The organism is Stenotrophomonas sp. NLF4-10, assembly GCF_022359915.1.
GTDB lineage: Bacteria > Pseudomonadota > Gammaproteobacteria > Xanthomonadales > Xanthomonadaceae > Stenotrophomonas > Stenotrophomonas daejeonensis.
The window spans coordinates 694,435-718,170 of record NZ_JAKSEE010000003.1 but is presented as its reverse complement, the minus strand read 5'-3'; the positions used below and the strand labels follow the sequence as shown (position 1 = coordinate 718,170).

Annotated in this window: 37 protein-coding genes and 1 riboswitch; of the genes, 20 read left to right on the top strand and 17 right to left on the bottom strand. The window is 65.0% G+C overall.

What is annotated here, in order from left to right; genetic code table 11:
• Positions 1 to 26: 26 nt before the first annotated feature.
• The 10 genes from MIC98_RS03390 to MIC98_RS03345 all read right to left on the bottom strand — a co-directional run bounded on the left by MIC98_RS03390 (position 27) and on the right by MIC98_RS03345 (position 6,376).
• On the bottom strand, positions 27 to 590 hold the full coding sequence (locus MIC98_RS03390) for a hypothetical protein (protein WP_239735562.1): 564 nt from the start codon (positions 588 to 590) through the stop codon (positions 27 to 29).
• Complete coding sequence (locus MIC98_RS03385; RefSeq protein WP_239735550.1) at positions 587 to 895, bottom strand: hypothetical protein; 309 nt, start codon at positions 893 to 895, stop codon at positions 587 to 589. Before MIC98_RS03385 ends, MIC98_RS03390 begins: the two co-directional genes overlap by 4 nt.
• Entirely contained in the window at positions 895 to 1,326 is a 432-nt protein-coding gene (locus MIC98_RS03380; protein WP_239735548.1) for a structural protein P5, read from the bottom strand. Before MIC98_RS03380 ends, MIC98_RS03385 begins: the two co-directional genes overlap by 1 nt.
• A gap of 316 nt (positions 1,327 to 1,642) precedes the next feature.
• A complete protein-coding gene (locus MIC98_RS03375; protein WP_239735545.1) occupies positions 1,643 to 2,260 on the bottom strand; it encodes a hypothetical protein in 618 nt (205 codons plus the stop codon).
• Positions 2,257 to 2,631, bottom strand: coding sequence for a Ref family recombination enhancement nuclease (locus tag MIC98_RS03370; protein WP_239735544.1), 375 nt, complete (start codon positions 2,629 to 2,631; stop codon positions 2,257 to 2,259). The genes MIC98_RS03375 and MIC98_RS03370 overlap by 4 nt, the downstream gene beginning before the upstream one ends.
• Positions 2,631 to 4,070 (bottom strand): replicative DNA helicase, encoded by a 1,440-nt coding sequence (locus MIC98_RS03365; protein ID WP_239735542.1) that lies wholly within the window; start codon positions 4,068 to 4,070, stop codon positions 2,631 to 2,633. The genes MIC98_RS03370 and MIC98_RS03365 overlap by 1 nt, the downstream gene beginning before the upstream one ends.
• A complete protein-coding gene (locus MIC98_RS03360; protein WP_239735540.1) occupies positions 4,070 to 5,086 on the bottom strand; it encodes a DUF1376 domain-containing protein in 1,017 nt (338 codons plus the stop codon). The genes MIC98_RS03365 and MIC98_RS03360 overlap by 1 nt, the downstream gene beginning before the upstream one ends.
• Positions 5,087 to 5,088: 2 nt before the next feature.
• Positions 5,089 to 5,328: a hypothetical protein gene (locus tag MIC98_RS03355; protein WP_239735538.1), complete on the bottom strand. Its 240-nt coding sequence runs from the start codon at positions 5,326 to 5,328 to the stop codon at positions 5,089 to 5,091.
• Between the two features lie 122 nt (positions 5,329 to 5,450).
• On the bottom strand, positions 5,451 to 5,759 hold the full coding sequence (locus tag MIC98_RS03350) for a hypothetical protein (RefSeq protein WP_239735536.1): 309 nt from the start codon (positions 5,757 to 5,759) through the stop codon (positions 5,451 to 5,453).
• Positions 5,759 to 6,376: a hypothetical protein gene (locus MIC98_RS03345; protein ID WP_239735534.1), complete on the bottom strand. Its 618-nt coding sequence runs from the start codon at positions 6,374 to 6,376 to the stop codon at positions 5,759 to 5,761. Before MIC98_RS03345 ends, MIC98_RS03350 begins: the two co-directional genes overlap by 1 nt.
• Before the next feature lie 104 nt (positions 6,377 to 6,480).
• Here MIC98_RS03345 and MIC98_RS03340 point away from each other — a divergent pair, with 104 nt between their 5' ends.
• Positions 6,481 to 6,684, top strand: a complete 204-nt coding sequence (locus MIC98_RS03340; protein ID WP_239735532.1) for a hypothetical protein — start codon at positions 6,481 to 6,483, stop codon at positions 6,682 to 6,684.
• Between the two features lie 80 nt (positions 6,685 to 6,764).
• On the opposite strand, the gene MIC98_RS03335 is transcribed toward MIC98_RS03340, so the two are convergent.
• Positions 6,765 to 7,229 (bottom strand): hypothetical protein, encoded by a 465-nt coding sequence (locus MIC98_RS03335; protein WP_239735521.1) that lies wholly within the window; start codon positions 7,227 to 7,229, stop codon positions 6,765 to 6,767.
• Between the two features lie 81 nt (positions 7,230 to 7,310).
• On the opposite strand from MIC98_RS03335, the gene MIC98_RS03330 reads away from it, so the two are divergent.
• Both MIC98_RS03330 and MIC98_RS03325 read left to right on the top strand, forming a co-directional pair.
• Entirely contained in the window at positions 7,311 to 8,000 is a 690-nt protein-coding gene (locus tag MIC98_RS03330; RefSeq protein WP_239735519.1) for a S24 family peptidase, read from the top strand.
• A gap of 27 nt (positions 8,001 to 8,027) precedes the next feature.
• A complete protein-coding gene (locus tag MIC98_RS03325; RefSeq protein ID WP_239735516.1) occupies positions 8,028 to 8,660 on the top strand; it encodes a BRCT domain-containing protein in 633 nt (210 codons plus the stop codon).
• Positions 8,661 to 8,716: 56 nt separating this feature from the next.
• Here MIC98_RS03325 and MIC98_RS03320 read toward each other — a convergent pair whose 3' ends face one another.
• Positions 8,717 to 9,850, bottom strand: a complete 1,134-nt coding sequence (locus MIC98_RS03320; protein WP_239735515.1) for a hypothetical protein — start codon at positions 9,848 to 9,850, stop codon at positions 8,717 to 8,719.
• A 45-nt stretch (positions 9,851 to 9,895) separates the two neighbouring features.
• On the opposite strand from MIC98_RS03320, the gene MIC98_RS03315 reads away from it, so the two are divergent.
• From MIC98_RS03315 to MIC98_RS03240, 16 genes are read left to right on the top strand one after another with little or no spacing between them, the layout of a single operon-like run.
• On the top strand, positions 9,896 to 10,108 hold the full coding sequence (locus tag MIC98_RS03315) for a hypothetical protein (RefSeq protein ID WP_239735513.1): 213 nt from the start codon (positions 9,896 to 9,898) through the stop codon (positions 10,106 to 10,108).
• Positions 10,105 to 10,320: a hypothetical protein gene (locus MIC98_RS03310; protein ID WP_239735511.1), complete on the top strand. Its 216-nt coding sequence runs from the start codon at positions 10,105 to 10,107 to the stop codon at positions 10,318 to 10,320. Before MIC98_RS03315 ends, MIC98_RS03310 begins: the two co-directional genes overlap by 4 nt.
• The gene (locus tag MIC98_RS03305) at positions 10,317 to 10,808 is read left to right on the top strand and encodes a hypothetical protein (RefSeq protein WP_239735509.1); all 492 of its coding nucleotides are present in this window, start codon (positions 10,317 to 10,319) and stop codon (positions 10,806 to 10,808) included. Before MIC98_RS03310 ends, MIC98_RS03305 begins: the two co-directional genes overlap by 4 nt.
• Before the next feature lie 20 nt (positions 10,809 to 10,828).
• Positions 10,829 to 11,092, top strand: a complete 264-nt coding sequence (locus MIC98_RS03300; protein ID WP_239735507.1) for a hypothetical protein — start codon at positions 10,829 to 10,831, stop codon at positions 11,090 to 11,092.
• Positions 11,093 to 11,103: 11 nt separating this feature from the next.
• Complete coding sequence (locus MIC98_RS03295) at positions 11,104 to 11,373, top strand: hypothetical protein (RefSeq protein ID WP_239735505.1); 270 nt, start codon at positions 11,104 to 11,106, stop codon at positions 11,371 to 11,373.
• Positions 11,366 to 11,578 carry a hypothetical protein gene (locus MIC98_RS03290; protein ID WP_239735502.1) on the top strand — a complete coding sequence of 71 codons (213 nt, stop codon included), beginning with the start codon at positions 11,366 to 11,368 and terminating at the stop codon, positions 11,576 to 11,578. The genes MIC98_RS03295 and MIC98_RS03290 overlap by 8 nt, the downstream gene beginning before the upstream one ends.
• 36 nt (positions 11,579 to 11,614) lie before the next feature.
• Positions 11,615 to 12,043: a DUF1566 domain-containing protein gene (locus MIC98_RS03285; RefSeq protein WP_239735500.1), complete on the top strand. Its 429-nt coding sequence runs from the start codon at positions 11,615 to 11,617 to the stop codon at positions 12,041 to 12,043.
• A 32-nt stretch (positions 12,044 to 12,075) separates the two neighbouring features.
• Positions 12,076 to 12,474 (top strand): hypothetical protein, encoded by a 399-nt coding sequence (locus MIC98_RS03280; RefSeq protein ID WP_239735498.1) that lies wholly within the window; start codon positions 12,076 to 12,078, stop codon positions 12,472 to 12,474.
• Positions 12,471 to 13,364 (top strand): hypothetical protein, encoded by an 894-nt coding sequence (locus MIC98_RS03275; RefSeq protein WP_239735496.1) that lies wholly within the window; start codon positions 12,471 to 12,473, stop codon positions 13,362 to 13,364. The genes MIC98_RS03280 and MIC98_RS03275 overlap by 4 nt, the downstream gene beginning before the upstream one ends.
• Complete coding sequence (locus tag MIC98_RS03270) at positions 13,361 to 13,714, top strand: hypothetical protein (protein ID WP_239735494.1); 354 nt, start codon at positions 13,361 to 13,363, stop codon at positions 13,712 to 13,714. The genes MIC98_RS03275 and MIC98_RS03270 overlap by 4 nt, the downstream gene beginning before the upstream one ends.
• Complete coding sequence (locus MIC98_RS03265; RefSeq protein WP_239735493.1) at positions 13,702 to 14,073, top strand: hypothetical protein; 372 nt, start codon at positions 13,702 to 13,704, stop codon at positions 14,071 to 14,073. The genes MIC98_RS03270 and MIC98_RS03265 overlap by 13 nt, the downstream gene beginning before the upstream one ends.
• Positions 14,063 to 14,266: a hypothetical protein gene (locus MIC98_RS03260; protein ID WP_239735491.1), complete on the top strand. Its 204-nt coding sequence runs from the start codon at positions 14,063 to 14,065 to the stop codon at positions 14,264 to 14,266. The genes MIC98_RS03265 and MIC98_RS03260 overlap by 11 nt, the downstream gene beginning before the upstream one ends.
• Positions 14,256 to 14,399: a hypothetical protein gene (locus tag MIC98_RS03255; protein WP_239735489.1), complete on the top strand. Its 144-nt coding sequence runs from the start codon at positions 14,256 to 14,258 to the stop codon at positions 14,397 to 14,399. The genes MIC98_RS03260 and MIC98_RS03255 overlap by 11 nt, the downstream gene beginning before the upstream one ends.
• The gene (locus MIC98_RS03250) at positions 14,392 to 14,628 is read left to right on the top strand and encodes a hypothetical protein (protein WP_239735487.1); all 237 of its coding nucleotides are present in this window, start codon (positions 14,392 to 14,394) and stop codon (positions 14,626 to 14,628) included. Before MIC98_RS03255 ends, MIC98_RS03250 begins: the two co-directional genes overlap by 8 nt.
• A complete protein-coding gene (locus MIC98_RS03245) occupies positions 14,628 to 14,807 on the top strand; it encodes a hypothetical protein (RefSeq protein WP_239735484.1) in 180 nt (59 codons plus the stop codon). The genes MIC98_RS03250 and MIC98_RS03245 overlap by 1 nt, the downstream gene beginning before the upstream one ends.
• The gene (locus MIC98_RS03240) at positions 14,804 to 15,064 is read left to right on the top strand and encodes a pyocin activator PrtN family protein (RefSeq protein WP_239735482.1); all 261 of its coding nucleotides are present in this window, start codon (positions 14,804 to 14,806) and stop codon (positions 15,062 to 15,064) included. Before MIC98_RS03245 ends, MIC98_RS03240 begins: the two co-directional genes overlap by 4 nt.
• Before the next feature lie 278 nt (positions 15,065 to 15,342).
• Here MIC98_RS03240 and MIC98_RS03235 read toward each other — a convergent pair whose 3' ends face one another.
• The gene (locus tag MIC98_RS03235; protein WP_239735481.1) at positions 15,343 to 16,992 is read right to left on the bottom strand and encodes an anti-phage dCTP deaminase; all 1,650 of its coding nucleotides are present in this window, start codon (positions 16,990 to 16,992) and stop codon (positions 15,343 to 15,345) included.
• Positions 16,993 to 17,371: 379 nt separating this feature from the next.
• A riboswitch (cobalamin riboswitch) is annotated at positions 17,372 to 17,613 on the top strand.
• Positions 17,614 to 17,819: 206 nt separating this feature from the next.
• Here MIC98_RS03235 and metE point away from each other — a divergent pair.
• Positions 17,820 to 20,108, top strand: a complete 2,289-nt coding sequence (gene metE / locus MIC98_RS03230) for a 5-methyltetrahydropteroyltriglutamate--homocysteine S-methyltransferase (RefSeq protein ID WP_239735479.1) — start codon at positions 17,820 to 17,822, stop codon at positions 20,106 to 20,108.
• 54 nt (positions 20,109 to 20,162) lie between these two features.
• Here metE and MIC98_RS03225 read toward each other — a convergent pair whose 3' ends face one another.
• From MIC98_RS03225 to MIC98_RS03215, 4 genes are all read right to left on the bottom strand, one after another.
• Positions 20,163 to 20,828 (bottom strand): anaerobic ribonucleoside-triphosphate reductase activating protein, encoded by a 666-nt coding sequence (locus tag MIC98_RS03225; protein ID WP_057640381.1) that lies wholly within the window; start codon positions 20,826 to 20,828, stop codon positions 20,163 to 20,165.
• Complete coding sequence (gene nrdD / locus MIC98_RS17015; RefSeq protein ID WP_057640380.1) at positions 20,825 to 21,016, bottom strand: anaerobic ribonucleoside-triphosphate reductase; 192 nt, start codon at positions 21,014 to 21,016, stop codon at positions 20,825 to 20,827. The genes MIC98_RS03225 and nrdD overlap by 4 nt, the downstream gene beginning before the upstream one ends.
• Positions 21,013 to 22,791, bottom strand: coding sequence for a ribonucleoside triphosphate reductase (locus MIC98_RS03220; protein WP_275584467.1), 1,779 nt, complete (start codon positions 22,789 to 22,791; stop codon positions 21,013 to 21,015). Before MIC98_RS03220 ends, nrdD begins: the two co-directional genes overlap by 4 nt.
• A 173-nt stretch (positions 22,792 to 22,964) precedes the next feature.
• Complete coding sequence (locus MIC98_RS03215) at positions 22,965 to 23,687, bottom strand: MgtC/SapB family protein (RefSeq protein ID WP_211258174.1); 723 nt, start codon at positions 23,685 to 23,687, stop codon at positions 22,965 to 22,967.
• Between the last annotated feature and the right edge of the window lie 49 nt (positions 23,688 to 23,736).

The following is a 23,736-nucleotide window of genomic DNA, read 5'->3' as shown; positions in this document are numbered from 1 at the left end:
GGCCTTGCGCTTCACCGGTCGGGAACCTAGATGGCGCAGCCGGCCGCAATGACCGCCTGTCGGGTGTCGATCAGTTCCCGCTGGAGCCAGCCGATCCATGCGTCGGCGCGGTCGCCTCCTTCAGCAAGACTCGCCGCGCCTGCCCACCGAAGTTCGGCGGCAGCATCTTGTCCTCGGGCAAGGGCCGCAACTCCACCGGCACCGGGTCCGGGCGCAGCACAGGCCCACTCCGGCCGCAGCTGCACAGCACCGCGGCGCAGAGCAGCGGCAAGATCACGTTCAGCGCGTTTCGCATCGTTCAATGCCTCGTTGTAGCGGGTGTCGTTCGCCTGCCGGCTCCGGACCAGTGCCTCGGATGCAGCCTTCGCCTTCTCGGCTACCGCAGCGGTGGCGTCGGCCAACTGCTGCAGCATGGCCGCGTGCACGGCGTTGTCGCTGGCCCGGGCCTGCACCTCGTCGGTGAACTTGCCCTGCCAGCGGTCCGCACCTGCTCGGTAGCCAATGGCCAACAGCAGGATGACCAGCAGCAGACCGGCGCCCCAGCGCGCCAAGGCGGTGTATGGGCGCAGCGGATCGATGATCGACTTCATTGCCCGTTACCTCCGGCCCGGATCGTGTCGCTGTCCAGATCGAACGGCGGCGGTTCGAGGCCGTGCCCGCGCATCAGACCCTCCAGCCGGTAGATGTGCCGGACCATCCGCCCCTCCCGTGCTTCCAGTGACCCCACGCGAGCGCCCAGCCGTGCGATCTCGTCCCGCATCAACTGGATCACGTCCACCTCGGCACCTTGCCGTGCGCTCTCCACCACCTGCCGACGCCACCACAACCCAACGCCGCCCGCGCCAATGACCAAGCCACCGATGGCGGTCCCGATGGCATTCCAGTCCACCGCCATCACGAAAGCGCCTCGCGTACTCCGGCCTCGATCACAGCGCCTGGCCAGAACAGGCCGCCGTTCTCATGACGTGCGATGGCAGTCACCAGCCGCTGCAGCGTCACCTGCCGGTCAAGCCTGATGATTTCGGCAGTGCCCACGCCGACCTCCCGCGCTACCTGCGCCACATAGGCAGACGTGTTGTTCTCCACCGGGGGCGCCCAGCGATTGATGATCTCCTTCACCGTTCGGAGACCGTGCTTTACTTGGTACGTCAGCAGGGTCTTTGCCAGCGCGCGAAAGCCGGCCTGCGGCGTCAGGAACACGCAGAAGCGGTGCTCCCATTTCAGCGCTTCCGGGCTGCGATCCTCCCCCTGCCAGACGACCGCCGTCCGGTCGATGTTGCCGGGGTTGTTGTTCCGCACGCCGCGCGGGGTCGGTTTGTTGTCCATGCAGAACACCTCAGATGCTGACAAAGGATGCCCGTCACCGCAGCCGGCTATCTGGCTTCGATCATTGGTCCGGTGAGGGTGGACAGGCATAGAAGGTCCGATCACCACTGCTGGCTAGACGCGGCCGGCCATGGCGGTAGCCGGTGCTGCCCTCCCTAAGCAGCAGCACAGCGCCAGCCCCAATCGCCTCACGGCGAGCGGAGGGGGGTTCGGCGCAGTGGTGATCGGATTGAAAAGGAAAAGCCCGGCGGGGCCGGGCTTTCGTCGCGTGATGGTAGGACTGTAGACCCAAAAGTGCGCAGGCATCACCTGCGCACTACGCTGCAGCTTGGCTTACGGCCTGCGCGAACTTGCGGACCGCCGCAGCCTCCGCCTCAACCATCTGCGTAAGGAGCCAATCAACAACGCCCACCCACACCTGCCGATAGGCCGACTCGCTTACCCCCACGACCGTCGCGCGTTCGCGATTGCTTAACCGCTCTCCCTTCATGTAGCCGATAGCAACCGTTGCGATCTCCGGCAGTCGCTCTTCCAGACGCTCCGGCCACAGCCTATCGCGCGCGACGGCTACACGGGCCTTGAGTATGTCCAAGTGCCGGACGGTGCGTTCCTCTCGGTCGCGATTGAACCGGGCCATGCACTCGGCAATGCCCCACGTCGCGCGCGCATCGGCGTAGTCCTTCGACCGTCGGTTCCGCTCCTCCAACACCATTCGGGTGACACCCTCCAGCACCCGCAGAATGTCACCACGCCCCGGGTCGGGTCCATGCAGTAACTCGAACAGGTCACGGCCAAGGCCGGCCGGTACCATGCCTAGCGCCCCGGCAATGTCGATGTTGGTCAGGGAATCCGCGGAGGTGCCTCCACCCATTCCCACATCCATCCGGATATTCGTCGGGTTCAGCCGCGCCAGCAGCTCGCGTACGTCGGTCATGCCGCTCTCCTTTGTTCGATCACGTAGGTCTGTTGCTCAATCAGTTCGTCGTCGGAGCCATAGGTTTCGTGGAACACCCGAGAGCCATCCAGCAGGCTCGGGCCGTAGATCGCCCGCATCCACGCGAAGGTGTTGCCCTCTAGCGGGTGCCGGCGGTGGTGCCAAGCGCACAGCGCGTAGCCGAAAAAGTGCCCACGCCGGACGTTGCCGCTCTTGGCGTGGTTGTAGTCGCAGCCGATGACCACCAGCTCCGGCGCGAGCAGGTCGGCGGTCACAAGGGCCAGACACGCCATACATGGCCCGACCTTCGCGGCGACGATGCGCTCAGCTTCCGTCGCGGTCGGCGTGCCGGTCGAGTGGATCATTGCCATCAGTCCTCCTCCGACGCCTGCCGGCGCGCAGCAACGCCGCCGAAGAAACGGGGCTTGCCTGCCCTGCCACTGCTCCGCTCCGGCTCCGCCGGCATCGGGAGCGGGCCGTCCATGTCGCGCAGCGCCATGTGGGCATAGTCGTTCGCCAAGAAGATAGACTTGCCGGCCTCCACGTCGCGGCCCTTCGCAAGGATCAACTCAACGACCCCGCGCAAGTGGGTGTTCTTGTCGTAGTAGTCGTCGCGATGGATGAAGATGATCATGTCCGCCTTCTGCTCGATCTCACCCGACTCGCGCAGATCGGCCATAGTCGGCCGTTTGTCCGAACGCTGCGACAGCGCGCGGTTCAACTGGCCCAGTGCGACAACCGGGCAGTTGAACTCCTTGGCGAGGGTTTTCAGCCCTTGGGCGATTTCGCCGTACTCGAAGCGCGCCAGCTTCGCATCGATCTTGAAGTCGTGGATGTGGTCCACCACCAGCAGGCGAATGGGGTTCCGCGCGTGCAGCGCGCGCGCCCTCGCCATGAGCTGGCTGATCCGCAGCGACGGCGTATCGTCAATGCTCAGTTGCAGCGCGCGCCGGTCCCGCACCGCACCGGTGACCTTCGACCAATGCTCATCGGCACCGCCCGGCGCCAACAGCCAGTCATGAGGCACCCTGGCCGCGGCCGAGATGCCGCGCCGGTTGATCTGCTTCTTGTTCATCTCCAGCGAGAACAAAGCGACGTGCCGGTCCCTCGCGGCGAAGTCGGTGATGTTCAGTCCCGCGATGGATTTGCCCATGCTCGGCCGGCCGGCCAGGATGATCAGGTCGCCGTCCTGTAGTCCATGGGTCGCATCGTTGAGCGCCGTCCACGGGGTCGGAACGCCTGTAACGGACGTGCCCAGCTCGAACCGGTGGCGCAAGTCATCGAACCAGGCCGGCAGCGTGTCGGTGACCGAGACCAGGCCGCCGGTCTGGCTGGGGGCCAGTCCCTGCATCAGCGTCTGCGCCGCGGCGATGCCATCGTCCGGGGTGAAGCCCGGGTCGAACCCCGCATTGGCGATCTCCGTGCCGATTTCGATCATCCGCCGGGCTAGCGCCTTGTCGCTCACGATCTGCGCGTAGCCGGCGATGTTCGCGGCCGAAGGCGTGGTTGCCGCCAAGTTGATCAGGTAGGAGCTGATGTCGCCATCGTCGCGAACCTCCCCCCTGCCCTGCGCCTCGAACCATTCGCCCAGCGTCACCGCGTCGAACGGGCGGTCGCGCTCGACCATCTCGCGGATCGTGCAGTAGATCAGCCGGTGGTCGCGCCGGTAGAAGTCCTCCGGCTGCAACAGCGCCTCTACCCGGCTCCATGCCTCCGGGCACAGCAGCAGTCCACCGATGACCGCCTGCTCGGCGGCGATGCTGTGCGGCGGCACGCGCAACGGAGCCAGCGCTTGGTCGGCGTCGTACATCAGGCGGTCTCCTCGCTCTCGACGCGCTCGAACAGCTTGAGCATCGTTTTGGGCTGGGTCATGTACTCGAAGTCGGGCGTCCAGTTCTCATGCCCGCGGCCGCCGCCCTGCCGGCCGGAGTGGAAATCGTCCTTGCCGGCGGCGGCGAAGTACTCGGCCCAGAACTCAGGTGGGATGCGCTGGTGCCCCTGCTCCCGGCAGATGTCCCGAGCGATGGCAATGCACCGCTTGACCTGGTTCCGGCGGTTCTCGCGCCCCACGGCAGCGTTCACCGTCGCCAGCAGCCCGCCGTTCGGCTTGACCAGCTTCGAGGCGTTCCACGCCGCAATCGCTTCTTCCGTGACCTCGGCCAACCGTTGGGCCTTGTCGCCGGACTTTCCAGCATCGGGCGGAGCGTCATCCGGCGCAGCCGATGACGAATCCGAGCGAAGCGAGGATTTAAGCTCTTCTTTCCCTGTCCCTGTCTCTGTCTCTTGCGATCCCATCAGGATCGCACCCCGATCACCACCCGAATCCCGTTTCTTTCCAGTGGCAATCGCGGCGGTACGCTTACGGGAAAGGGACCGCGATTGCGGGTTGAGTGCTGATAGCAGCGCGCGGGATTCCCGAATGGCGTCCTCGATAGGAGTTGGGTCGAACTCCACTCCCCACCTCTTGGCATTGCCCGCACCCCCGCTCAAGCGCTGCGCCAGCTTCTCCAGCCAAGCCTCCAGCGCCTTCTCCGCCACCACCGGGTGGTAGTAGCGGCCGTCAGTTGCCAGCACCCAGCCGCGCAGGGCATGTTCCTTGATGCGAGCCCAGTTCTTCGACTGCGACAGGTGCGAGAGCATCTTGTCGTTGTCCGGCAAAGATGCCGCCGGCACCTGGTGCCAACTCACCAGCCACAAGGTCATAGCCGCAGCCCGTTCGTCCCCGCTTCCGAGAATCCACGTCTCCGAGGTCAACAGGCGCTGAACATCGACCGGCATGAAAGCGAAGTCGCGGAGGTCCACGTCTGCGGGGACGAGCGGTTCCATCGTCAGTCCTCCCCGTCTTCCACGGCCGCCTGAAGCGCGGCGATCAATGCGGGCACATGGACACGCGGGACGATCACAAGCGTGTCCTCCCGCTCAAGGGCATGCGCCTCCTGGCGGATCACTACGTCGTCATTCGTGTTCACGTACACGGCCACAGCCCGGACCGTGGGGAACACCACGGAATCCGTGTCGGCGGACCAGTCGAACCTAACTCCCGTATTGCTTTCTTTGTCGCTACTCACTGCTTTCTCCTACATCGCCTACAAAAGGCGCATCCGCCAACCCGGTAGGCTCGGGCTGTCCGCCGGGGATCAGCCGGCGTTAGGCGCATGCGTTGTGACTTAAAGGCTAGTGCCTCGCGGGGCTAGTTCCCCTCCGCTTCCGCCAACTTGGCGTAGCGCAGGTTCTTGTTGATCCGGTCTTCCAGCGAGCGCACGCGAGCGCGCTTCACCGCCAACATCTGCCCAGCAGGCACGCGGTCCTCCAGCAGTTCATCGAGTTGCGCCTGCAATTCGGCTGCCGTCTTGCGCAGGTACTCCGAGCGCTTCCCGATCCACTGCGTCGCCGGCTTTCCTGCAGCGCGCGCACGGCGGTCCAACTCGTTGCGCAACTGCTCGTCCGAGTAGCACGCTAGGGCGAACGTGCGCGGCTTCGGCTTGGCATCCTGTGCCATCAGCGGTCCCCCAGCAGCGTCACGAAGCGCCGCTCCACGGTCACTGCGGCGATCACCACGTCTTGGCATGCGGCCACGATCTTCCGAGCGTGCGGGCGGTCCCGTTCATCGATCACACCATCGGCGATGGCCGGCGTCAGCGCCGCGACCAACTGGCCGAAATCCGTCATCAGGCTCCCGATGCCGGCCGTGTCCGCATCGGGAGCGATGTGGGCCAGCCTGACCGGCAACATGCCGCGGCGCGCAGCCAGGTCACGCTCGCAGTCGCTGCGATATGGCTCCGGCAGGCTCAGCACCCACGCATCTTCCAGGTCGGCCGGCAGCGTCTTCACCGTGCCGTCCATGTAGCGCCGTAGCGCTTGGCCGTTGGCCTTGAGCGCATCGGCGAGGTCGTCGCCCTCGCCCAGCCGGAACGGCACGGCCTTCTTGTCCCGCATGTGCGGCGCCACCAGCGCAAAGTAGTTCTCCGCCACCTGCATGGCGAAGCTGTTGGCGTTGGTCGCCGTCTCGTTGAGCAGGCGGTGCGTGTAGGCGTAGATCACCTGGGAGCGCGGGGGCAGAAACTGCCTCCCCAGCTTCATGCCGTCGGTGGCCGCCCCCGGCAGACTGCCGGCCATGGAAGAAATCACGGACATTTCAGGTGCCCTCCCGCGCCAAGAAGGCGCCGCCCGCCTTGCGGTACGCTGCTGTTTCCACACGAACAGCCCGCAAGGAGGGCGACATGGAGACCGAGCTGAGAAACCACCTGTTGGTCACGACGTTTGCAATGCAGGCAGTCGTCGCGCAGCTGGCAAAGGACGCAATGGAGCGCGACTCGCAGTTCGCAGCGAAGGTGGAGGCGCTTCTCATGCCGAGCCTTCAGAAATCGGATCAGGAGACGCGGGAGGCGACGCTTGCTGCGTTGAAGAATCTTCTGTCGGCGTAAATCGGAACTTGTCGGCGAGGACATGGAAGTCCCGCCTTTCGACATGCAGAACCAGGAACTTGTCGGCAGGGATGTCCATCTCAGGCGGTCTCCACGGGGACGATGCGCGCGGCATCGAGGTCTTCGGGCTCTTGCGACGCATTGGCGGCCGGAGCCTGGGCGCCGAGCAGGCGCAGCACCTCGGGCACAGCCGGCAGCGCGCGCTCTTCCTCCCATGCCTCCACCTGCTCGACGGGCAGCTGCAGCACCTTCGCCAGTTGCTTGTCGGTGGACAGGCCCAGCCGGGCGCGCAGCGCGCGCTTGGACATACGGGAGTCGATCAGCGCGGCGGCGGCTTTGGCATGGGCGGGAGGCTCACTCCCAGGAGCGGCGCCGAACACGTCGGGGCGCCTCAGTCGCCAGATTTCCGGGATGCCCCGGTACTTCCAGTTCTGCACGCGCTGCGTGCCGCCCGAACTTGGATCAAGGCCGAGCTTGCGAGAAATCTTGGCTGGGCCGCCGAGGCTGTCGATCAGGTCGGCATCTGGGTGCAGTGTCGTGTCCATTCGAGAAGTAAACATTGAGATGACTTTTATGTCAACTCAATGTTTATAGACCGGACTAAACGCGAGGTTTACCCTTCGACCATGAGCAACGAGCCCACCCCATTTCAGCGCCGCTTCGATGCCGCCATGGAGTACGCAGGCGCGCCGGGTAATCGCGCCGCCTTCGGAGCGATGCTCGGGCTTGGAGCGAACCAAAACCAGAAGCTCTACAACTGGTACAAGCGTGACCAGAGCATTCCAGACGCGCAGCGGAAGCCACTGGCAGCGATAGGCATCTCTATCGACTGGATCAACACGGGCGAAGGAGAAATGATCGTTTCTGCCCGCGTCTCCCAGCCTGCGACAACAGAAGGTTACGTTCGCTTCGACTTGTTCGAAGGAGCGGCAGGCATGGGGGCCGGCGTTGCAAACGCAGACTATCCGGAGGTCATCCGGACAGTGAACATCGCTGAGTGGGAGATCCGGCGGAAGCTCGGCTTCCTGCCCGCACCGGGGCGAATGAAGCTGATGACCGGGCGCGGCCCGTCCATGCGTCCCAAGATCGAGGATGGCGACGTGGTGATGATCGACACCTGGTGCACCTACTTCGATGGTGACGACTACTACCTCATCAACGTGGATGGCGACGCCCAGATCAAGAAGCTGATGAAGCGAACCGATGGGCTATGGGTCGTCAGCAGCAATCCGGAGTTCCCGGAATGGCGAATCGATCCCCAGGATCTGACGGTGTGCGGGAAAGCGTTGATCGGAATGGGGCTGAGGCGGCTGTAGAAAGCCAACTACAACAAGGGGGAATGGATGATCTCTAGCAACGACCGCGCGCCTTCTGGGCGGATCACGGAGTCCAGAAGGCAGGATAGAAGCACCAATGAGCTTGTCGGCATCTGCCGCGGGCTCCTCGCTGACGGCCACGTCAGCCAGATGGAGGCTGAGTTCCTCAAGGACTGGATCGAGCGCAACGCCGCTTTCGTGGGTGAATATCCGTTTGCGCCGATCTACCGGCTCCTGTCGGAAATCCTGCAGGACGGAGTGATTGACTCCGACGAGTCCGCTGACTTGCACGACACCCTGATCCGGTTCGTAGGCGGCGAAACCTTCGACCAAAGAGCTGAAACCGCCTCGCTCTCAACGAGCCTTCCCATCACTGAGCCACAGCCGCGGATCGAGCATTCGGGTGCGATCTTCGTGGTGACAGGCACCTTTGCGTATGGCCCGAGATCAAGAGTCCAGGCTGAGATCGAACAGCGCGGCGGGGCCATCGGCGCCAGCCCAAGCAAGAAGACCGGTTATCTGGTCATCGGGGAGCTTGGCTCCCGCGACTGGATCAACAGCAACGCCGGCACGAAGATCATCAAGGCGGTCGAGTTGAGGGGCGCGGGGCACCCCATTGCTATCGTCAGCGAACAGCACTGGACCGCGCACCTCACATAGCGTTCGGACCGGCGCCCGCATCGCGTACAGAGCCCCGCTTCGGCGGGGTTCTTCTTTCAATCTTCCAAACCGTACGCAGAAACCGCAATCTGAGCGAACGACGGAGGAAGCTGCTTCTGGGCTACCTTTGCCTCAATGTACTTTGCAAACCGGCCGCCACCAATGTACTCCTCGCGCAGCCAGCGCCGGAACTCGCCTAGCGACGCCTCGGGGTAGCACCATGGCTCCTGGGGATTTGAGGCCGCCTGCGGGAAGTACTCGGGAAAGTTGTGCTCAAATCGGATGCGGCTGCCGTAGGCATCGTCAAAGCTGTTCTTCCTCCAGTGGTTCGCCCAGTTCTGCCCAACGCTGATGTCTGGAACGAACCCTGCATCAATGTGGATGCCAGCCTGACCAAGGGTAACAATCATGTCGGCCATCTCCTTGAAGATGCCGAAATAGCCTGCGGGCACCGAGTTGTAGGTCAGCGATACACGGTCGTGGAACTGCTTCCATTCGCCCGAAACAGCCGAGTTCGGGTCGTAGCCTACCTGGGTATAGATGAAAGCGCGGAACGAAGATCGCGCCAAGAGGCGGTAGTTGGACAGAGCTGCGGCATTGGAGTCTGAGCCTGCATCGAAGGCGTAGTACTCAAGGATCGCCATGCAGACGACATCAGGGAAAGCCAAAACCTCAATGCCATTGTGTAGCGTACGGAAGGCAATCGAATCTGCCGCATAGCGTTGCGCGGCAAGAGTCTCATCAATTTTGCGCCCTCGCGGCTTGAACCTTTCATCGCCCCAGCCCGAAGCGAGGCGGGACAGCACAGAGTGCGGAGTGCCGCACATACGAGCCAAGCCGCGGGCAGTCAGATACGCGGTGCCATCGTTGAGCACCCCCATCTGCACGCCATCAATGTCCCTTTGCGCCACCGGCAGGAGGGGCAGTTGGGGGTGGTGCCGAACAATGCCATTTTCCATCACAACTCCTTGTTTTATATGGAAACATGGTGGTGCCGAGATTCCACAAATAGACACCCCGTGAAGATGCACATGGAGCCAACCGTGACGTGGTTCAAGGGCAGAAGCCCCGCCTCGGCGGGGCTTTTTTCTGCCGGCGCGCCAGCCTTGCTGCGGTGCAAGATCGAAAGTTGACTGTTTTTGTAAACTTGATGTTGATTTAAAAGTCATCTTGATGTTTACTTTCTCCATCGCCCCAAGACCAGCCCATCCCGGGCCGGGGCACGGAGACCGCAAATGTCCGGCACCGCCGCGCTCCCGCAGCGCCGCCCCGCAGTCGCAGTGCTGCGCGAGGCCATCAAGCACACCCCGAACGAGGACTATGTCGCCGCTTCCCAGGCACTCGACCGCCTGGAGCGCGTGCTGGAAGAGGCCGCCCTCCGTGCCGACGGAGCCGGCAACCTGCGTGCCCTGCGCAAGGCGATCTACAGCGCGCGGTGGGCGGCATGAGCGCCTGGACGAAGCCCTACCACGGCGTGCAGCACCTCAATGGCCTGCGGGCTGGATTCCAGATCACCGTCTACGACCGCGACGGCTTCGCCGAATGCCTGGTGTTCCTGCCGGGGCATGGCTTCAACGCGAAGCGCACCCACCACGCTGACGCCGCCGAAGCCCGAGCCCACGGCGAGAAGCAGGCTTCCGAACTGGAGGCCCGGGCATGATCCGGCTACTCCTCGCTTCCTTCCTGCTCGTCCTGGGCGGCTGCGCCGCACCAGTGCACCCCGAGCCAGTCTCGTCTTCCGTGCTGGCCGTGGACGGCGAAGTGGCCATCCCAGCCGACCTGATCGTCACCAGCCCGCGGATTTGCGCCGCACTCGCGGTCTACGACCTGGCCGACCACGACGACTGGGGGCTTCGCGCAACCATCGCGCTCACCGCCTTGAACGGCTTCCGCGCCATTGAGCGCGTGCCGAACTGTGCGGCCGGTGTTGGCGCCGCGCTGACGCGGGATTTCTCGCCGAGCCGCTGGCAGGCCGCGCTCGATGCTGTGGACGCCGTGACCAGTGGCTCCTACTCCGTTTCCCCCGACGCATGCACCCGGGCAACTGCGGTTGCCCCCCTGTCCTCCGCAGTGAACGCCGAAACCCCGTCGGCGGCCCGGGTGCATTGCGTCATCTACGACCTTGCTTTCGTCAGTAGCGCCCCGTGATTTGGCGCCAGGAGAAGCACATGCAACGCATGATCAGCCACCACGACCCACTCACCCCGTGCAGTAAGGGTCATACCGCGAGGCATATTCAGGACTTGCGCCGCTCTTCAGCTGGCGGCGGCCACAGCATCGAATGCGCATGCAGCCACACGGCTCGGCATGAGGATTTCGAGCGCGCCTTGGCCGAGTGGGAGCAAATGCACCGGCCGGCCGGGCCCAAGCGCGCACGCACCGCGCCCCGTCGAGTCTTCCCGACCATGCCGCAGCTGCATCTTGCGCTGTAAGGAAAGCGCGCATGAACTGCCACATCACCCGGCGTGCGCCCAAGCAGAACAAAGGCCTCAGTTGGGGCCGCTTTCCGACCATCGACGGTTCGGCGGTGACCTATCGCCTGTTTCGCCGCGACCACGCCGGCGCGCTGCATATGTTGGCTCGGACCTTCCTGCGCACCGACCCTCGCGCCTACATCGCCAGCCGTATCCGCCGGATCAAGCGCGCGTTGCGCGATCGCGTGAATGAAATCGAATTGACCGCGATGGAACAGCAGGACGCCCGCAATGACTGAAATCCAGACGAGCGCAAGGGCTCAGCTCGACATTTTCGACCACGACCCCCGTCGACTTGCGGATGCGAACCGCATCGCAGCCGATGCAGCGCGCGTAGCCCTGAATTTTCCGCCGGCCGTGCGCGAGGAACGCGTGCGGCACTACCTGGCCGAGGCAGAGCGCTACGACGCATTGGCCGATCAATGCACGTCGGCAAAGGCGTGATCCATGCAACACCAACCTACCGCCCTGGAGGGCATCATGACCGAGCAATCTCGTTTCACCCAGCATGCCGAAGGCGTCGTTTACGAGCCGGCCCGCGATCTGCACTGGACGCAGGACGACGTTCCCGGCGGCCGTATGACCCATGCCGCCGCGCTCGCAGCCGTTGCCAAGCTCAACGCGGAGGCGTTCGGTGGATTTACCGACTGGCGCCTGCCGGAAGTCGAAGAACTGTTCCTGCTGGCCGACCGCTCGCGCTGCTCGCCGGCCATCGACGTCGCGTTCTTCCCGGCGTGCAAGTCGGACTGGTACTGGACCGCGACCGACGACGCGAGCGAGGAAAAGGACGAGGACACCGGCCACTCCGCCTACGCCTGGTTCGTGGACTTCGGCGGCGGCCCTTCCCTCGTCGGCAGCCGCGTCCACGGCCTCCGGGTCCGTGCGGTCCGCGGCCCGTCGCGTCAGTGATTTGCATCTTGGCCTGACCTGACCGAAGCCCGATGACCTTCAAGTTGCCACCCATCGCAAAGACCGCCGAACGCCTGCTGCTTGAAATCGAGCGGGCGGTCGCCGGCATCGACTTCCTTGGCTATGTGGTGCGGCCGACACACACCACAGTCCGGCGTCGGGTCGTCTCCCACGCGCGCGCCGCGCTGGCGGCTTGGGAGAGCGCTCACGTTGCCGCCTGCCGGATCACTGGCACCCCCGATGACTTCCGCGCCGCGCGCGCCGTGTGGGCCTCCTACGAAGGCCATTTCCGCCACGCGGACGCGCACCGCCTGCGCGCCAACCTCGTGCACCGCTTCCCCTGGCTGCCAGCGGCTACCCGCCCGCGCCGCTTTCCGCTCCGGCTCGAAGGCCGGCGCATCACCCTACATTTTCCGAGGACCGCAGCATGAACGCACACAACGAGCAGCAGGGCTTCACCGCAGGCGACATCGCGGACCAGGGCGCGCGGCAGTTCGCGGCTGGATACGCGGCAGCGAAGGCCGAGCAGCACGTCATCGAGCAGATCGCGCAGCAGTGGGATGGCTGCATGTACGACACCGTGGGCGAAACCATCAACATCGGCGAAGCGATCCGCGCCGCCGGCAAGCGGCTTTCGTCGCAGCCCGCCGCAGCGCCGGGGATCGACCCGCACGCGCTCGGCCTGCTGGAAGTTCTCGGCGCCAAGAACTTCGCCGAAGCATCGAACATCGTCGGGGAGCTGCTGGCCAGTACCCCCGCAGCGCCGGGGATCGACCTTCGGCAGTTCCGCGAGGCCGTGGTTGCATGGTCAGATGCCGCATACACGCACAGCGAGGATAGTGACCACCCCATTTGCAGGGAGGCTGACCGACTTCTGGCCCTGATCGACGGCAGCCCCAAGGCCACAACGTTCCGCAACTACGGCGACAGCGAAGCGCAGTTCATCGCCGACGAAGCCCATCTGAACTGCCCGGCACGCGGAGGAAGCGGGCACGTCGAGGACAGCCCCAAGGGCGGCAGCGAGGCGCGGAATGCGGTCGTTGTCGGGCTGATAGCGGCCGCGCAAGCAGCTTGGACGTGCATCGGCGAACTGAGCCCGACGCAGGCGCGCGTGGAGGTAGCACAGATGCTGACCGCCGCCATCGACGCCGCGATGCAGGAGCCGGCTCACGATGCCGCTGAGGATCGCTGCGAAAGCGGCAGCCCCGAGTGCGGCCCCGTCGAACACTGGGACAGCGATGGCGTGCCGCTCTGCGCGAAGTGCTTCGCCAAGTTGCAGGCACAACCGGTCTTGGCCGGCGATGCGGAGGTGCAGCCGTGAGCCAGGTCATCATCTTCCCGCGCGGTCAGCTTACCGAACTGGACCGCGCCCGCATGGACGAAGCCGGCATTGTCGCCGTCGAGGCCGACAACCCGGAGCAGGTGGTCGTCACTGTGCCCGGCGCACCGCTGGCCGGCGCCAACGACCTGATGCTGAGCGCCCTCCATGCCGTCGTGGAGTGTGGATTCAGCTCCGCAGCCACGGAATTCTCGAAGGAGCTGCGCAAGCGGCTGACGATGCGCGAGAAGAAGGCCAACAGCCACGGCGCTGGAGATTGCCGAGGCGCATCAGCGGGTGGTCATGCAGGCCCGAGACGAGTTCAAGAAGGCGGTGCGCCATGTCTGACCTGATGCAGCAGGCCCGCGAGCTGCTTGCGGCGGCATACGATGAGATTGGTGAGTCGAGGTGTGCGGAGTGGACGCGAAGTGGGCGACATAAGCATCGCGCGGCAATCCTCGCTATCGCCGCCGCCCTGCGCGCCGCGCCGGAGTGGCTCGCCATCGACTACGCGCCGCACGCCGAGCGCGTGCTGGTGCGCTGTGAGTCCGGCAGCGTGTACGCCGCGCACTGGGTGCAAAACCCGGTGACCGGTGATGAGGCGTGGCTGGTGTGCGAGACGGAGGACGGCGCACAGATGCTTGTGCATCCGAGCGAGTGGATGCCGATTCCGGCCGCCGCCCGACAGCAGGAGGCGAGCGATGCACGCTGATCTGCTGGCCCGCCTGCAACGCAGCTCCCTCGTACTGCGCGACACGGCGCAGATGCGGACGCAGCTCCCCGAGTGGCTGGTGATCGAGCTGGAGCAGGCCGCCGACGATCTGGACGAAGCCGCCAAGGCGGTTGGTGCGGCAAGCGCAGATGCTGGCGAGACTTTCGGTCAGGAGGCGAGCGATGCTGACTAAGAACTACGCGACCGGGCTGGCGTTTCTCGTGATCGCCTGCTGCGGCAATGGGCACTGGATTTTGAATGCAGCAATGGGCGCGCTCAGTCTCTTGTACATGAACGCGGGGAGAAAGGAGGCGAGCGATGCGTGACTTCATGCGTGACTTCGCCGTCGTCCAGCGGCACGCGCGCGAGTTGGCCCACATGTCGGGCATCGACCTGGACATGGTGCGCCCGCGTACCCGCAAGCTGTGGGAAGCCCGTGCGCTCGCCCTGCACTGCCTCGCGGACGGCGACATGGCCGAGGCCAACAAGGTCATGGCGCCATTCAAGGCCCGCAGCATGACCCACAACCTGCAACGCACACTGGAGGCCCGCTGATGGCTATCTGCTACCACTGCGGAAAGAAGATCGAAGGCGAAGGCGTGCCACATTCCGTCGACGGCAACCCGGTCACGCTGCACAAGGGCTGCAAGCGCTGGTATCGCTCCAAGCCGCTCACCGCGCAGGTGCCCGACGAGCGCTGGGAAAGCGTGGATGGAGACAACAGCGAGCGATGACTACCACCACGCTATTCCTGCTCTTGGCAGAGTTCGGAACCGGGCACATCCCGCTGGAGAAGTGCTGCCATCACTTCGGCATGAAGCCAGAAGAAGCGAACCGGCGCGCAGCGCGTCAGTCGCTTCCTGTGCCGGTGTTCCGCCTGGGCAGCCAGAAGTCGCCTTGGCTCGTAGCTGCTGATGCACTCGCCGGCTACATCGACGAGCAGCGCGATGAGGCTACAAAGCAATGGCAGAAGCTTCAAAGGGCATCATGAAAAAGCCCCGCTTTCGCAGGGCTCTATGCAATTAAGCGAAAAAGGATATAGACCTACGAACGAAAGTACCGATCAGCGATGCCACGATAGATAGCTATGTCCTGATCTGAGGCCTCCCGAACATTGGTCAGCGCATGATCGCACGAGCTCGCAGCTTTTGAAACAACCTTAGATGCTTCGTGATTGCTGGAACAAACTGAGCTGCACTTCACATCTCCAAACACTCGCAGCTCAAGCTGATGCGGTGAATTTTTCGGAGTCTTAGCCATTGTGAAATCCTACGTGCTTGCCAGGGGTACGTACTTCAGAGCCTTATTATCAAGCTCTGCAATCACCGCTTCTTCCAACCGCGGAATTGCCTTCAGGCTTACGCGAGTTGACGGAATTGCAGCATCTCTAAGAGACAAGTCTAGCACGCCGCGATCTTTGCGCTTGCCCGCCTCGAAAATTTCTATGAACCGGCGCGGTGCCACTCCGTCAAACTGTATCAGCTTCACCCGCATATCAGGGCCCACGCCCTCCGTTAGCGAATCCGAATGCAGCTTCGTTGCCATGCTTTTTCTATATGGCTCAATATAGTGAATCTCGGTTATTCCTGCCGCAACGATATGGCGAGCGCATGAATGACATGGATAGGTAGTGACGAAGATCATCCCCCCTACAAGGCGGTCTCCAGCGATTCGTCCCGCACCAAGTATCGCGTGCATTTCTGCATGCACAGCACGCGAGAACTCAATGAGATCCTTGACTCTAGAATCCTTTGAAATTGCCGTTAATATGCGATCCCGGTGATCCTTTGCAACCAGACCCTCTTTGATGAGGAGGTCGGCCACCTTACCTGCAATGCCAAGCTTCTCTTCATCATTTCGGCAACGCGGATTCTCACCTGCGAAGCACCGCCGATCAGCACTTGGGTCGAGTGCAGCACTGGTCGCTTCCAAGGAAGGCTTTCCATAAAGCCCGCCCCCCGCCTGTGGAACGTCATTCCAACCGACAGCCAACAACTCCCCAGAGCGACTCGTAACCGAAGCGCCAACCTGCCGTGATAAGCAAGCGGAATTCCGAGCTGCCGATGCCGCCGCATACATTGCGGTTTCTTCTGGTAACGGCGTCGAAATTGACGTCCTGAAGATCAGCCCAAACAAACGGCGCAGCTTCTTGGCAATTTGCCCAGCAGCATCCGATTCAGTGGAACCCGAAACTGGCTGATCAACCCTGAGGAAAAAATCACATCTAGGAAACGTGTCGCGAACAGACTGGCCATGCGCAAACTCCTCGCCAGAATCCGTATCGATGAGCGTATCGATGTCGTCCGAGCTCATCGCCTCCTGCGCAGCGTTCTGAAGGTTGTGGCGACGTATATCTAGCGGGGAGAAAACTCCAATAGCGACAAGAGCATTCCCATATACAAGCCGGAGGAGTTCGAGCTCCGACTCGTTCTTGATTGAATTTATGATATGGCAAATGCGCTGATTGTTTATTTTCTTGCTTTCGGCAACACCCGACTCGGCGGCCTTATCGTCAAATTCGCCATAACCCTGTGCCCGATCAGCACTGATTTTCGCAATTGCAACCTTCGCTAGAATGTCGTGTCCGTACTTTTCCCTCAGAGCATCCCCAGCCTCGATGAGCGAATTGATCTGCTTGAGCCTCGGCTTAGGAAAGATGATCTTCCCAACGTCACCAGCATTCAGGCTAATGATGCTGCTTAGCCGAATCTGCTCAGCCTTGTAATCAAAGGGCACTAAAGCGCTGCTTATCTGAGTAGCAACTTCGTGTAGAGGAGACCCAATCGGCCCGCAAAGGGCAATCACGATTTCCGGCGTGAGACTTCCACGCACCTCCTTCGTCGAGTCCACCTGACGAAGTTCGTTGCTAGCTGGACTGTCCCTAAGCTCAGCCACGACGGCCGTAGGTTGCGCTGACATCTTTCCCCCTTTCCTGTCTGCAGCGGCATCGTAATGCGAACGGCGCGCAGATGTCGCTAAATGGGTGGCTTGGAGAGGGGCGAGTCACGATATTCGGACTCTAAGGCGTCACGAAAGTGACACCAACTTATCGATAGCAACTGTTATCGTATTGAAATATATGTTGTTTTAGCAACATTCAATCCAATCCATCATCGGCGCCACCGAAAGGCGCAGGGAGGCGGCGTAGCGCGGGTCGTGGAGCGGCTGCAAGGCGAAACGTGTCCGTGGGGAAGTCGGCCCCGGCTGGCGCGGGGGACGCCAAGGGTAAACGAAGCGCCTGAACCGGGCCGCTCCCGGCCCCGGCACGCCCGCGCTTGACCGGCAGCGGGTGCGCGCCTATCTTGTGCGCGCCGAAGGTATTCATCGCTTCATTCGGATGAAGGGATGAAATTAAACGGGAATCCGGTGAAGCGCGCTCGCAAGGCCCGCCATTCCGGAGCTGCCCCGCAGCGGTGAATGGAAACGACCGCCGTCAAATCAGCACTGGGCCGCCGCGCCCGGGAAGCGACGGCCACTAGGCGGACGCAGCCGCGTCCACGTCCATCAGCCCGAATACCGGCCTGGGCCGGGAGGCGCGTCGCCTCCTGTTTCGACCTGGCGTCTCCGCGGGGAGGCGGCCGGACCGCACGCGCGTCCCCGCGTGGCGGCCCTGCCTGCCTTCGCCACGGAACCCGGTTCGCCCGCGGGGGCGAAGGTCGCTGGCGTGGTGATGGCACGGCCCGGTGGCCGTTGCGGCAGCGCGCGGTTCCTTCGTTCCTCAATGCCCATGCAATGAGGAAAGTGTCATGACTAGCGTTACCAACCTGGGGTTTCCCCGCATCGGCGCGCGCCGCGAACTCAAGCGCGCGCTGGAAAGCCACTGGCGCGGCGAAACCGATGCCGCGCAGCTGCAGGCCACCGCCGCCGGACTGCGCGCGCGCCATTGGAAGCTGCAACGCGAGGCCGGCGTGGACCTGCCGCCGAGCAACGATTTCTCGCTGTACGACCACGTGCTCGACACCGCGTTCCTGTTCGACGCCATTCCCGAGCGCTACCGCGCCCTGGCCGAGCGCGATCCGCTGGCCGCCTACTTCGCGATGGCGCGCGGCCTGCAGAAGCCCGGCATCGACCTGCACGCACTGGAAATGACCAAGTGGTTCGACACCAACTACCACTACCTGGTGCCGGAACTGCACGCCGGCCAGCGCTTCGCGCTGCGCGGCGACAAGCCGTTGGCCGAGTACCGCGAGGCCAGGGCGCTGGGCATCGAAACCCGTCCCGTGCTGCTCGGGCCGGTGAGCTTCCTGCTGCTGTCCAAGACCACCGACGGCAGCCACCCGCTGGACCTGCTCGACGCGCTGCTGCCGGTCTACGCGCAGTTGCTGGCGGCGTTGAAGGACGCCGGCGCGCAATGGGTGCAGCTGGACGAGCCGGTGCTGGTGCAGGATCTGGACGACGCCGCGCGCGCCGCATTCGAACGCGCCTACGCCCATCTGGCCGAAGCACCGCACCCGGACATCCTGCTGGCCACCTATTTCGGCGCGCTCGACGACAACCTCGCGCTGGCCGCCGCGCTGCCGGTGCAGGGCCTGCACGTGGACCTGGTGCGCGCGCCGGAGCAGCTCGATGCGGTGCTGCGCGCGCTGCCGGCCGGGCGCGTGCTGTCGCTGGGGTTGGTCGATGGCCGCAACATCTGGCGCAACCCGCTGGACAACGCGCTGATCCTCGCCCGTTACGCACGCGGCCACCGTGGCGACGGTCCGCTGTGGCTGGCGCCGTCGTGCTCGCTGCTGCATTGCCCGGTCGACCTGACGCTGGAAAAGAAGCTCGACGCGGAACTGCGCGGCTGGCTGGCGTTTTCGCGGCAGAAGCTCGACGAGCTGCGGCTGCTGGCCGACGCGCTCGACGGCCACGCCGGCACCGAGGCCGCGCTGGCGCAGGCGCGCGAGGCGGTGGAAGCCCGGCGGCGTTCGCCGCGCGTGCACAACGCCGCGGTCAAGGCGCGCGTGGCCGCGCTCACCGCCGCCGACGCCACCCGCGCCACCCCGCATGCGCAGCGCCTGCCGTTGCAGGCGGCGGCGTTGCGCCTGCCGCCCTTCCCCACCACCACCATCGGCTCGTTCCCGCAGACGCTGGAAGTACGCGAGGCGCGCGCCCGCAACAAGGCCGGCAAGCTCGCCGACGCCGACTACGAGGCCTTCCTCGAACGGCAGACCGAGCAGTGCGTGCGCGAGCAGGAACGGATCGGGCTGGACGTGCTGGTGCACGGCGAATTCGAGCGCAACGACATGGTCGAGTACTTCGGCGAGCAGCTCGATGGCTTCGCCTTCACCGGCAACGGCTGGGTGCAGAGCTATGGCTCGCGCTGCGTGAAGCCGCCGCTGATCTACGGCGACGTCAGCCGCCCGGCGCCGATGACGGTGCGCTGGTCGCACTACGCGCAGTCGCTGACCGACAAGCCGATGAAGGGCATGCTGACCGGCCCGGTGACGGTGCTGCAATGGTCGTTCGTGCGCGACGACCAGGAGCGCGCGCAGACCTGCCGGCAGATCGCGCTGGCGCTGCGCGACGAGGTCAACGACCTGGAAGCGGCCGGCATCGCCGCGATCCAGATCGACGAACCGGCGCTGCGCGAGGGCTTGCCGCTGCGCCGCGCGCAATGGCCGGCCTACCTTGGCTGGGCGGTGGAGGCCTTCCGCATCAGCGCCAGCGGCGTGGGCGACGCCACCCAGATCCACACCCACATGTGCTACGCGCAGTTCAACGACATCATCGACTCGGTGGCGGCGCTGGATGCGGACGTGATCTCGATCGAGACCTCGCGCTCGCGGATGGAACTGCTCGATGCGTTCGCGCGCTTCGACTACCCCAACCAGGTCGGCCCCGGCGTCTACGACATCCACTCGCCGCGCGTGCCCGACCGCAGCGAGATGGTGGACCTGCTGCGCAAGGCCGCCGAGGTCCTGCCGGCGCAGAAGCTGTGGGTGAACCCGGACTGCGGCCTGAAGACCCGCGGCTGGGCGGAAACCCGGGCGGCGCTGACCGCGCTGGTCGAGGCGGCACGGGAGATGCGCGGCGAGGCGTTTGCCGCGTGACACACGAACGCGCCGCCGTGCATCGCGGCGGCGCGTTCCATCATCGCCACGGGCTCACCCGCGGCGGAAGCAGAAACTGGCGAAACCCGCGCGCAGGCGATGCAGGTCCACGTCGTCCTCGGCGATGCGGGCACGCCCTTCACCGCGGCACTCCTGCAACGCCCAATGCGCCACGCCGCGCGCAACCAGCCCTTCGGCGAGGCGGTACAGCGCCTGCACCGGGAACAGCGTCGGGTGCCAGGTGGTGCGGCATTCGTAGGCCACGCCGCTGGCCAGCACCGCGTCCAGCGCTTCGCCCACCGGGCCGGCGCTGCCACGGCGGCCGGTCACCGCGTCGTGGTGTTCGGCGGGGGCCTTGATGTCCAGCCCGATCCAGTCCAGCTGCGGCAACACCCGGCGCAGCCGCGCCGGGTACATGCCGCCGCTGTGCAGGCCGATCCGGTAACCCATCGCCTTCACCCGCGCGATGGCCTCCGGCAGCGCGGCCTGCGCGGTCGGCTCGCCGCCGGAGAACACCACCGCGTCGAGCAGCCCGCGGCGGCGTTGCAGGAAGGCCGTCACCTGCGCCCAGTCCAACTCGACCGGCCCGCGCGCAGGCAGCAGCTCCGGGTTGTGGCAGTAGCCGCAGCGCCACGGGCAGCCCTGCAGGAACAACACCGCCGCCAGCCCGCCGGGAAAGTCGATGCTGGTCAGCGGCGTCATTCCACCGACGCGGATCATGCGGCCCTGCGCACCGGGGTTTCGCTGAAGAAGCGCCGTTGCGCGTGCTCGCCCTGCTTGCCGATGTTGAAGCTGGATACCGGGCGGTGGTAGCCCATCACCCGCGTCCACACTTCGCAGCGCTGGCGGTCTTCGTCGCGCAGCGGCGCGGTGGCGGCGGGAGTTGCGGGAATGGCGATGGTGTTCATGCGGTTGTCTCCTCGTGGGACGTGACGTCGTCGGTGGTGGGCGACATGGCGGCCGCCCGGGTTTCCGCCAGCAGCCGCTCGTCGCAGCGCGGGCAGAATTCGTGCTCGCCCGCCAGGTAGCCGTGTACCGGGCAGATCGAGAAGGTGGGGGTGACGGTGATGTACGGCAGGCGGAAGCGGCTCAGCGCGCGCCGTACCAGCTCGCGGCAGGCCTCGCCGCTGGAAATGCGCTCGCCCATGTACAGGTGCAGCACGGTGCCGCCGGTGTACCTGGCCTGCAACGCTTCCTGTCGTTCCAGCGCCTCGAACGGGTCGTCGGTGAAACCCACCGGCAGCTGCGAGGAGTTGGTGTAGTACGGCTTGTCGGCGCTGCCGGCCTGCAGGATGTCCGGCCAGCGGCGGCGGTCCTCCTTGGCGAAGCGGTAGGTGGTGCCTTCGGCCGGCGTGGCTTCGAGGTTGTAGAGCTGGCCGGTGGCTTCCTGGAACGCCACCATCCGCGCGCGCACGTGGTCGAGCAGGCGCAGGGCGAAGGCGTGGCCCCAGTCGCTGGTCAGGTCGTGCGCATCGCCGCTGAAGTTGCGGATCATCTCGTTGATGCCGTTCACCCCCAGCGTCGAGAAATGGTTGCGCAGGCTGCCGAGGTAGCGCTTGGTGTACGGGTACAGGCCGTCGTCGATCAGCTGCTGGATGGTGCTGCGCTTGATCTCCAGGCTGCGCCGGCCCAGTTCCAGCAGCTCGTCCAGCCGTGCGAACAACGCGGCCTCGTCGCCGCGGTGCAGGTAGCCCAGCCGCGCGCAGTTGATCGTCACCACGCCGAGGCTGCCGGTCTGCTCGGCGCTGCCGAACAGGCCGTTGCCGCGCTTGAGCAGCTCGCGCAGGTCCAGCTGCAAACGGCAGCACATCGAGCGGATCATCCCCGGGTCCAGCTCGGAGTTGATGAAGTTCTGGAAGTACGGCAGGCCGTACTTGGCGGTCATGTCGAACAACAGCCGCGCGTTCTCCGATTCCCACGGGAAATCGGCGGTGATGTTGTAGGTGGGGATCGGGAAGGTGAACACCCGGCCGCGCGCATCGCCCGCGCTCATCACCTCGATGTAGGCGCGGTTGATCAGGTCCATCTCGGCCTGCAGTTCGCCGTAGGTGAACGGCATTTCCTCGCCGCCGATGAACGGCGTCTGCTGCTTCAGGTCATCCGGGCACACCCAGTCGAAGGTGAGGTTGGTGAACGGCGTCTGCGTGCCCCAGCGCGAGGGCACGTTGAGGTTGAAGATCAGCTCCTGGATGCACTGGCGCACCTCGTCGTAGGACAGCCCGTCCTTGCGCACGAACGGCGCCATGTAGGTATCGAACGAGGAGAACGCCTGCGCGCCGGCCCATTCGTTCTGCAGGGTGCCGAGGAAGTTGACGATCTGCCCCACCGCCGAGGACAGATGCTTCGGCGGGCCGGCCTCGACCTTGTTGGGCACGCCGTTGAAGCCTTCGTACAGCAGCGTGCGCAGCGACCAGCCGGCGCAGTAGCCGGCCAGCATGTCCAGGTCGTGGATGTGCAGGTCGGCCTCGCGGTGGGCGCGGCCGATCTCCGGCGGATAGACCCGCTCCAGCCAGTAGTTGGCGGTGACCTTGCCGGCCGCGTTCAGGATCAGCCCGCCCAGCGAATAGCCCTGGTTGGCATTGGCGTTGACCCGCCAGTCGGCACGGCTCAGGTACTCCTCGACCGAGGAAATCGAATCGACCAGATGCCGCCCGGCCGTGGCCGGGGAAGTGCTTGGCTCCATTGACAGCCCCTTCAATCCACAAGATGTTGTGGACATGATTCATGAAAACAACAATATGTTGTTTGACATGGATCAAGCCGGGGGCTGGTGGCAGGGATACTCGACTCCCCGACCGTGCCGGCACGGGGCCGCGGAACCGGCCTCCTTCCCACGGGATTTCCGCGGCTGGAACCTCAGGCGGTGGCCGGCCCGGCCAGCTCCACCGACACCACGCCTTCCACGCCACCCAGCAGCTCGGCCTTGGCCAGCAGCTGCGCGCGCGGCAGCGGCGGATCGCAGTCGATGTCGACGATGTCGTCGCCCTGCTCGCGCGGGCGCAGGGTGATGCGTTTGACCGGCAGGCCGGCGTCGGCGGCCGCCGCTTCCACCCGCGCCAGCGGCGTGCCGGCGGCCACCCGCAGGCGCAGGCGGCCGCTGCGCGCGCGACGGCGCAGGTAGCGTTGTTCCAGTGGCTTGAGCAAGGCCAGGATCGCCCACATCAGCGCCGTGGCCATCACCGCCGCGGCGTACAGGCCGGCGCCGGCGGCCAGGCCGACCGCCGCCACCGCCCACAGCCCCGCGGCCGTGGTCAGCCCGCGGATCACCTGCTCGCGTTGCAGGAACAGGATGGTGCCGGCGCCGAGGAAACCCACGCCGCTGACCACCTGCGCGGCGATGCGCGAGGGATCGAGCACGATGTTGGGCTGGCCCAGCACGTCGAAGAAGCCGAAGGCCGAGACGATGATCGCCAGCGCCGAGCCCACGCATACCAGCATGTGCGTGCGCAGCCCGGCCGCCCATTCCAGGCGCCCGCGGTTGATGCCGATCACCGAACCCAGCAAGGCCGCCAGCAGCAGCCGCAGGCCCATTTCCCACCACTGGATCATCGTCGCCTCCGGCGCGTCATCACGGTCCACCGCAGTGTAGACCTTGCAGCCGTGTGGCCTCTCACGAAGCAGTGCGTCG

What these genes read in the sequence shown, in the direction of transcription:
- MIC98_RS03390 (WP_239735562.1), bottom strand. Translation starts at nt 590, where the DNA reads ATGAAGTCGATCATCGATCCGCTGCGCCCATACACCGCCTTGGCGCGC.
- MIC98_RS03385 (WP_239735550.1), bottom strand. Translation starts at nt 895, where the DNA reads ATGGCGGTGGACTGGAATGCCATCGGGACCGCCATCGGTGGCTTGGTC.
- MIC98_RS03380 (WP_239735548.1), bottom strand. Translation starts at nt 1,326, where the DNA reads ATGGACAACAAACCGACCCCGCGCGGCGTGCGGAACAACAACCCCGGC.
- MIC98_RS03375 (WP_239735545.1), bottom strand. Translation starts at nt 2,260, where the DNA reads ATGACCGACGTACGCGAGCTGCTGGCGCGGCTGAACCCGACGAATATC.
- MIC98_RS03370 (WP_239735544.1), bottom strand. Translation starts at nt 2,631, where the DNA reads ATGGCAATGATCCACTCGACCGGCACGCCGACCGCGACGGAAGCTGAG.
- MIC98_RS03365 (WP_239735542.1), bottom strand. Translation starts at nt 4,070, where the DNA reads ATGTACGACGCCGACCAAGCGCTGGCTCCGTTGCGCGTGCCGCCGCAC.
- MIC98_RS03360 (WP_239735540.1), bottom strand. Translation starts at nt 5,086, where the DNA reads ATGGAACCGCTCGTCCCCGCAGACGTGGACCTCCGCGACTTCGCTTTC.
- MIC98_RS03350 (WP_239735536.1), bottom strand. Translation starts at nt 5,759, where the DNA reads ATGGCACAGGATGCCAAGCCGAAGCCGCGCACGTTCGCCCTAGCGTGC.
- MIC98_RS03345 (WP_239735534.1), bottom strand. Translation starts at nt 6,376, where the DNA reads ATGGCCGGCAGTCTGCCGGGGGCGGCCACCGACGGCATGAAGCTGGGG.
- MIC98_RS03340 (WP_239735532.1), top strand. Translation starts at nt 6,481, where the DNA reads ATGGAGACCGAGCTGAGAAACCACCTGTTGGTCACGACGTTTGCAATG.
- MIC98_RS03335 (WP_239735521.1), bottom strand. Translation starts at nt 7,229, where the DNA reads ATGGACACGACACTGCACCCAGATGCCGACCTGATCGACAGCCTCGGC.
- MIC98_RS03330 (WP_239735519.1), top strand. Translation starts at nt 7,311, where the DNA reads ATGAGCAACGAGCCCACCCCATTTCAGCGCCGCTTCGATGCCGCCATG.
- MIC98_RS03325 (WP_239735516.1), top strand. Translation starts at nt 8,028, where the DNA reads ATGATCTCTAGCAACGACCGCGCGCCTTCTGGGCGGATCACGGAGTCC.
- MIC98_RS03320 (WP_239735515.1), bottom strand. Translation starts at nt 9,850, where the DNA reads ATGGAGAAAGTAAACATCAAGATGACTTTTAAATCAACATCAAGTTTA.
- MIC98_RS03315 (WP_239735513.1), top strand. Translation starts at nt 9,896, where the DNA reads ATGTCCGGCACCGCCGCGCTCCCGCAGCGCCGCCCCGCAGTCGCAGTG.
- MIC98_RS03310 (WP_239735511.1), top strand. Translation starts at nt 10,105, where the DNA reads ATGAGCGCCTGGACGAAGCCCTACCACGGCGTGCAGCACCTCAATGGC.
- MIC98_RS03305 (WP_239735509.1), top strand. Translation starts at nt 10,317, where the DNA reads ATGATCCGGCTACTCCTCGCTTCCTTCCTGCTCGTCCTGGGCGGCTGC.
- MIC98_RS03300 (WP_239735507.1), top strand. Translation starts at nt 10,829, where the DNA reads ATGCAACGCATGATCAGCCACCACGACCCACTCACCCCGTGCAGTAAG.
- MIC98_RS03295 (WP_239735505.1), top strand. Translation starts at nt 11,104, where the DNA reads ATGAACTGCCACATCACCCGGCGTGCGCCCAAGCAGAACAAAGGCCTC.
- MIC98_RS03290 (WP_239735502.1), top strand. Translation starts at nt 11,366, where the DNA reads ATGACTGAAATCCAGACGAGCGCAAGGGCTCAGCTCGACATTTTCGAC.
- MIC98_RS03285 (WP_239735500.1), top strand. Translation starts at nt 11,615, where the DNA reads ATGACCGAGCAATCTCGTTTCACCCAGCATGCCGAAGGCGTCGTTTAC.
- MIC98_RS03280 (WP_239735498.1), top strand. Translation starts at nt 12,076, where the DNA reads ATGACCTTCAAGTTGCCACCCATCGCAAAGACCGCCGAACGCCTGCTG.
- MIC98_RS03275 (WP_239735496.1), top strand. Translation starts at nt 12,471, where the DNA reads ATGAACGCACACAACGAGCAGCAGGGCTTCACCGCAGGCGACATCGCG.
- MIC98_RS03265 (WP_239735493.1), top strand. Translation starts at nt 13,702, where the DNA reads ATGTCTGACCTGATGCAGCAGGCCCGCGAGCTGCTTGCGGCGGCATAC.
- MIC98_RS03260 (WP_239735491.1), top strand. Translation starts at nt 14,063, where the DNA reads ATGCACGCTGATCTGCTGGCCCGCCTGCAACGCAGCTCCCTCGTACTG.
- MIC98_RS03255 (WP_239735489.1), top strand. Translation starts at nt 14,256, where the DNA reads ATGCTGACTAAGAACTACGCGACCGGGCTGGCGTTTCTCGTGATCGCC.
- MIC98_RS03250 (WP_239735487.1), top strand. Translation starts at nt 14,392, where the DNA reads ATGCGTGACTTCATGCGTGACTTCGCCGTCGTCCAGCGGCACGCGCGC.
- MIC98_RS03245 (WP_239735484.1), top strand. Translation starts at nt 14,628, where the DNA reads ATGGCTATCTGCTACCACTGCGGAAAGAAGATCGAAGGCGAAGGCGTG.
- MIC98_RS03240 (WP_239735482.1), top strand. Translation starts at nt 14,804, where the DNA reads ATGACTACCACCACGCTATTCCTGCTCTTGGCAGAGTTCGGAACCGGG.
- MIC98_RS03235 (WP_239735481.1), bottom strand. Translation starts at nt 16,992, where the DNA reads ATGTCAGCGCAACCTACGGCCGTCGTGGCTGAGCTTAGGGACAGTCCA.
- metE (WP_239735479.1), top strand. Translation starts at nt 17,820, where the DNA reads ATGACTAGCGTTACCAACCTGGGGTTTCCCCGCATCGGCGCGCGCCGC.
- MIC98_RS03225 (WP_057640381.1), bottom strand. Translation starts at nt 20,828, where the DNA reads ATGATCCGCGTCGGTGGAATGACGCCGCTGACCAGCATCGACTTTCCC.
- nrdD (WP_057640380.1), bottom strand. Translation starts at nt 21,016, where the DNA reads ATGAACACCATCGCCATTCCCGCAACTCCCGCCGCCACCGCGCCGCTG.
- MIC98_RS03220 (WP_275584467.1), bottom strand. Translation starts at nt 22,791, where the DNA reads ATGGAGCCAAGCACTTCCCCGGCCACGGCCGGGCGGCATCTGGTCGAT.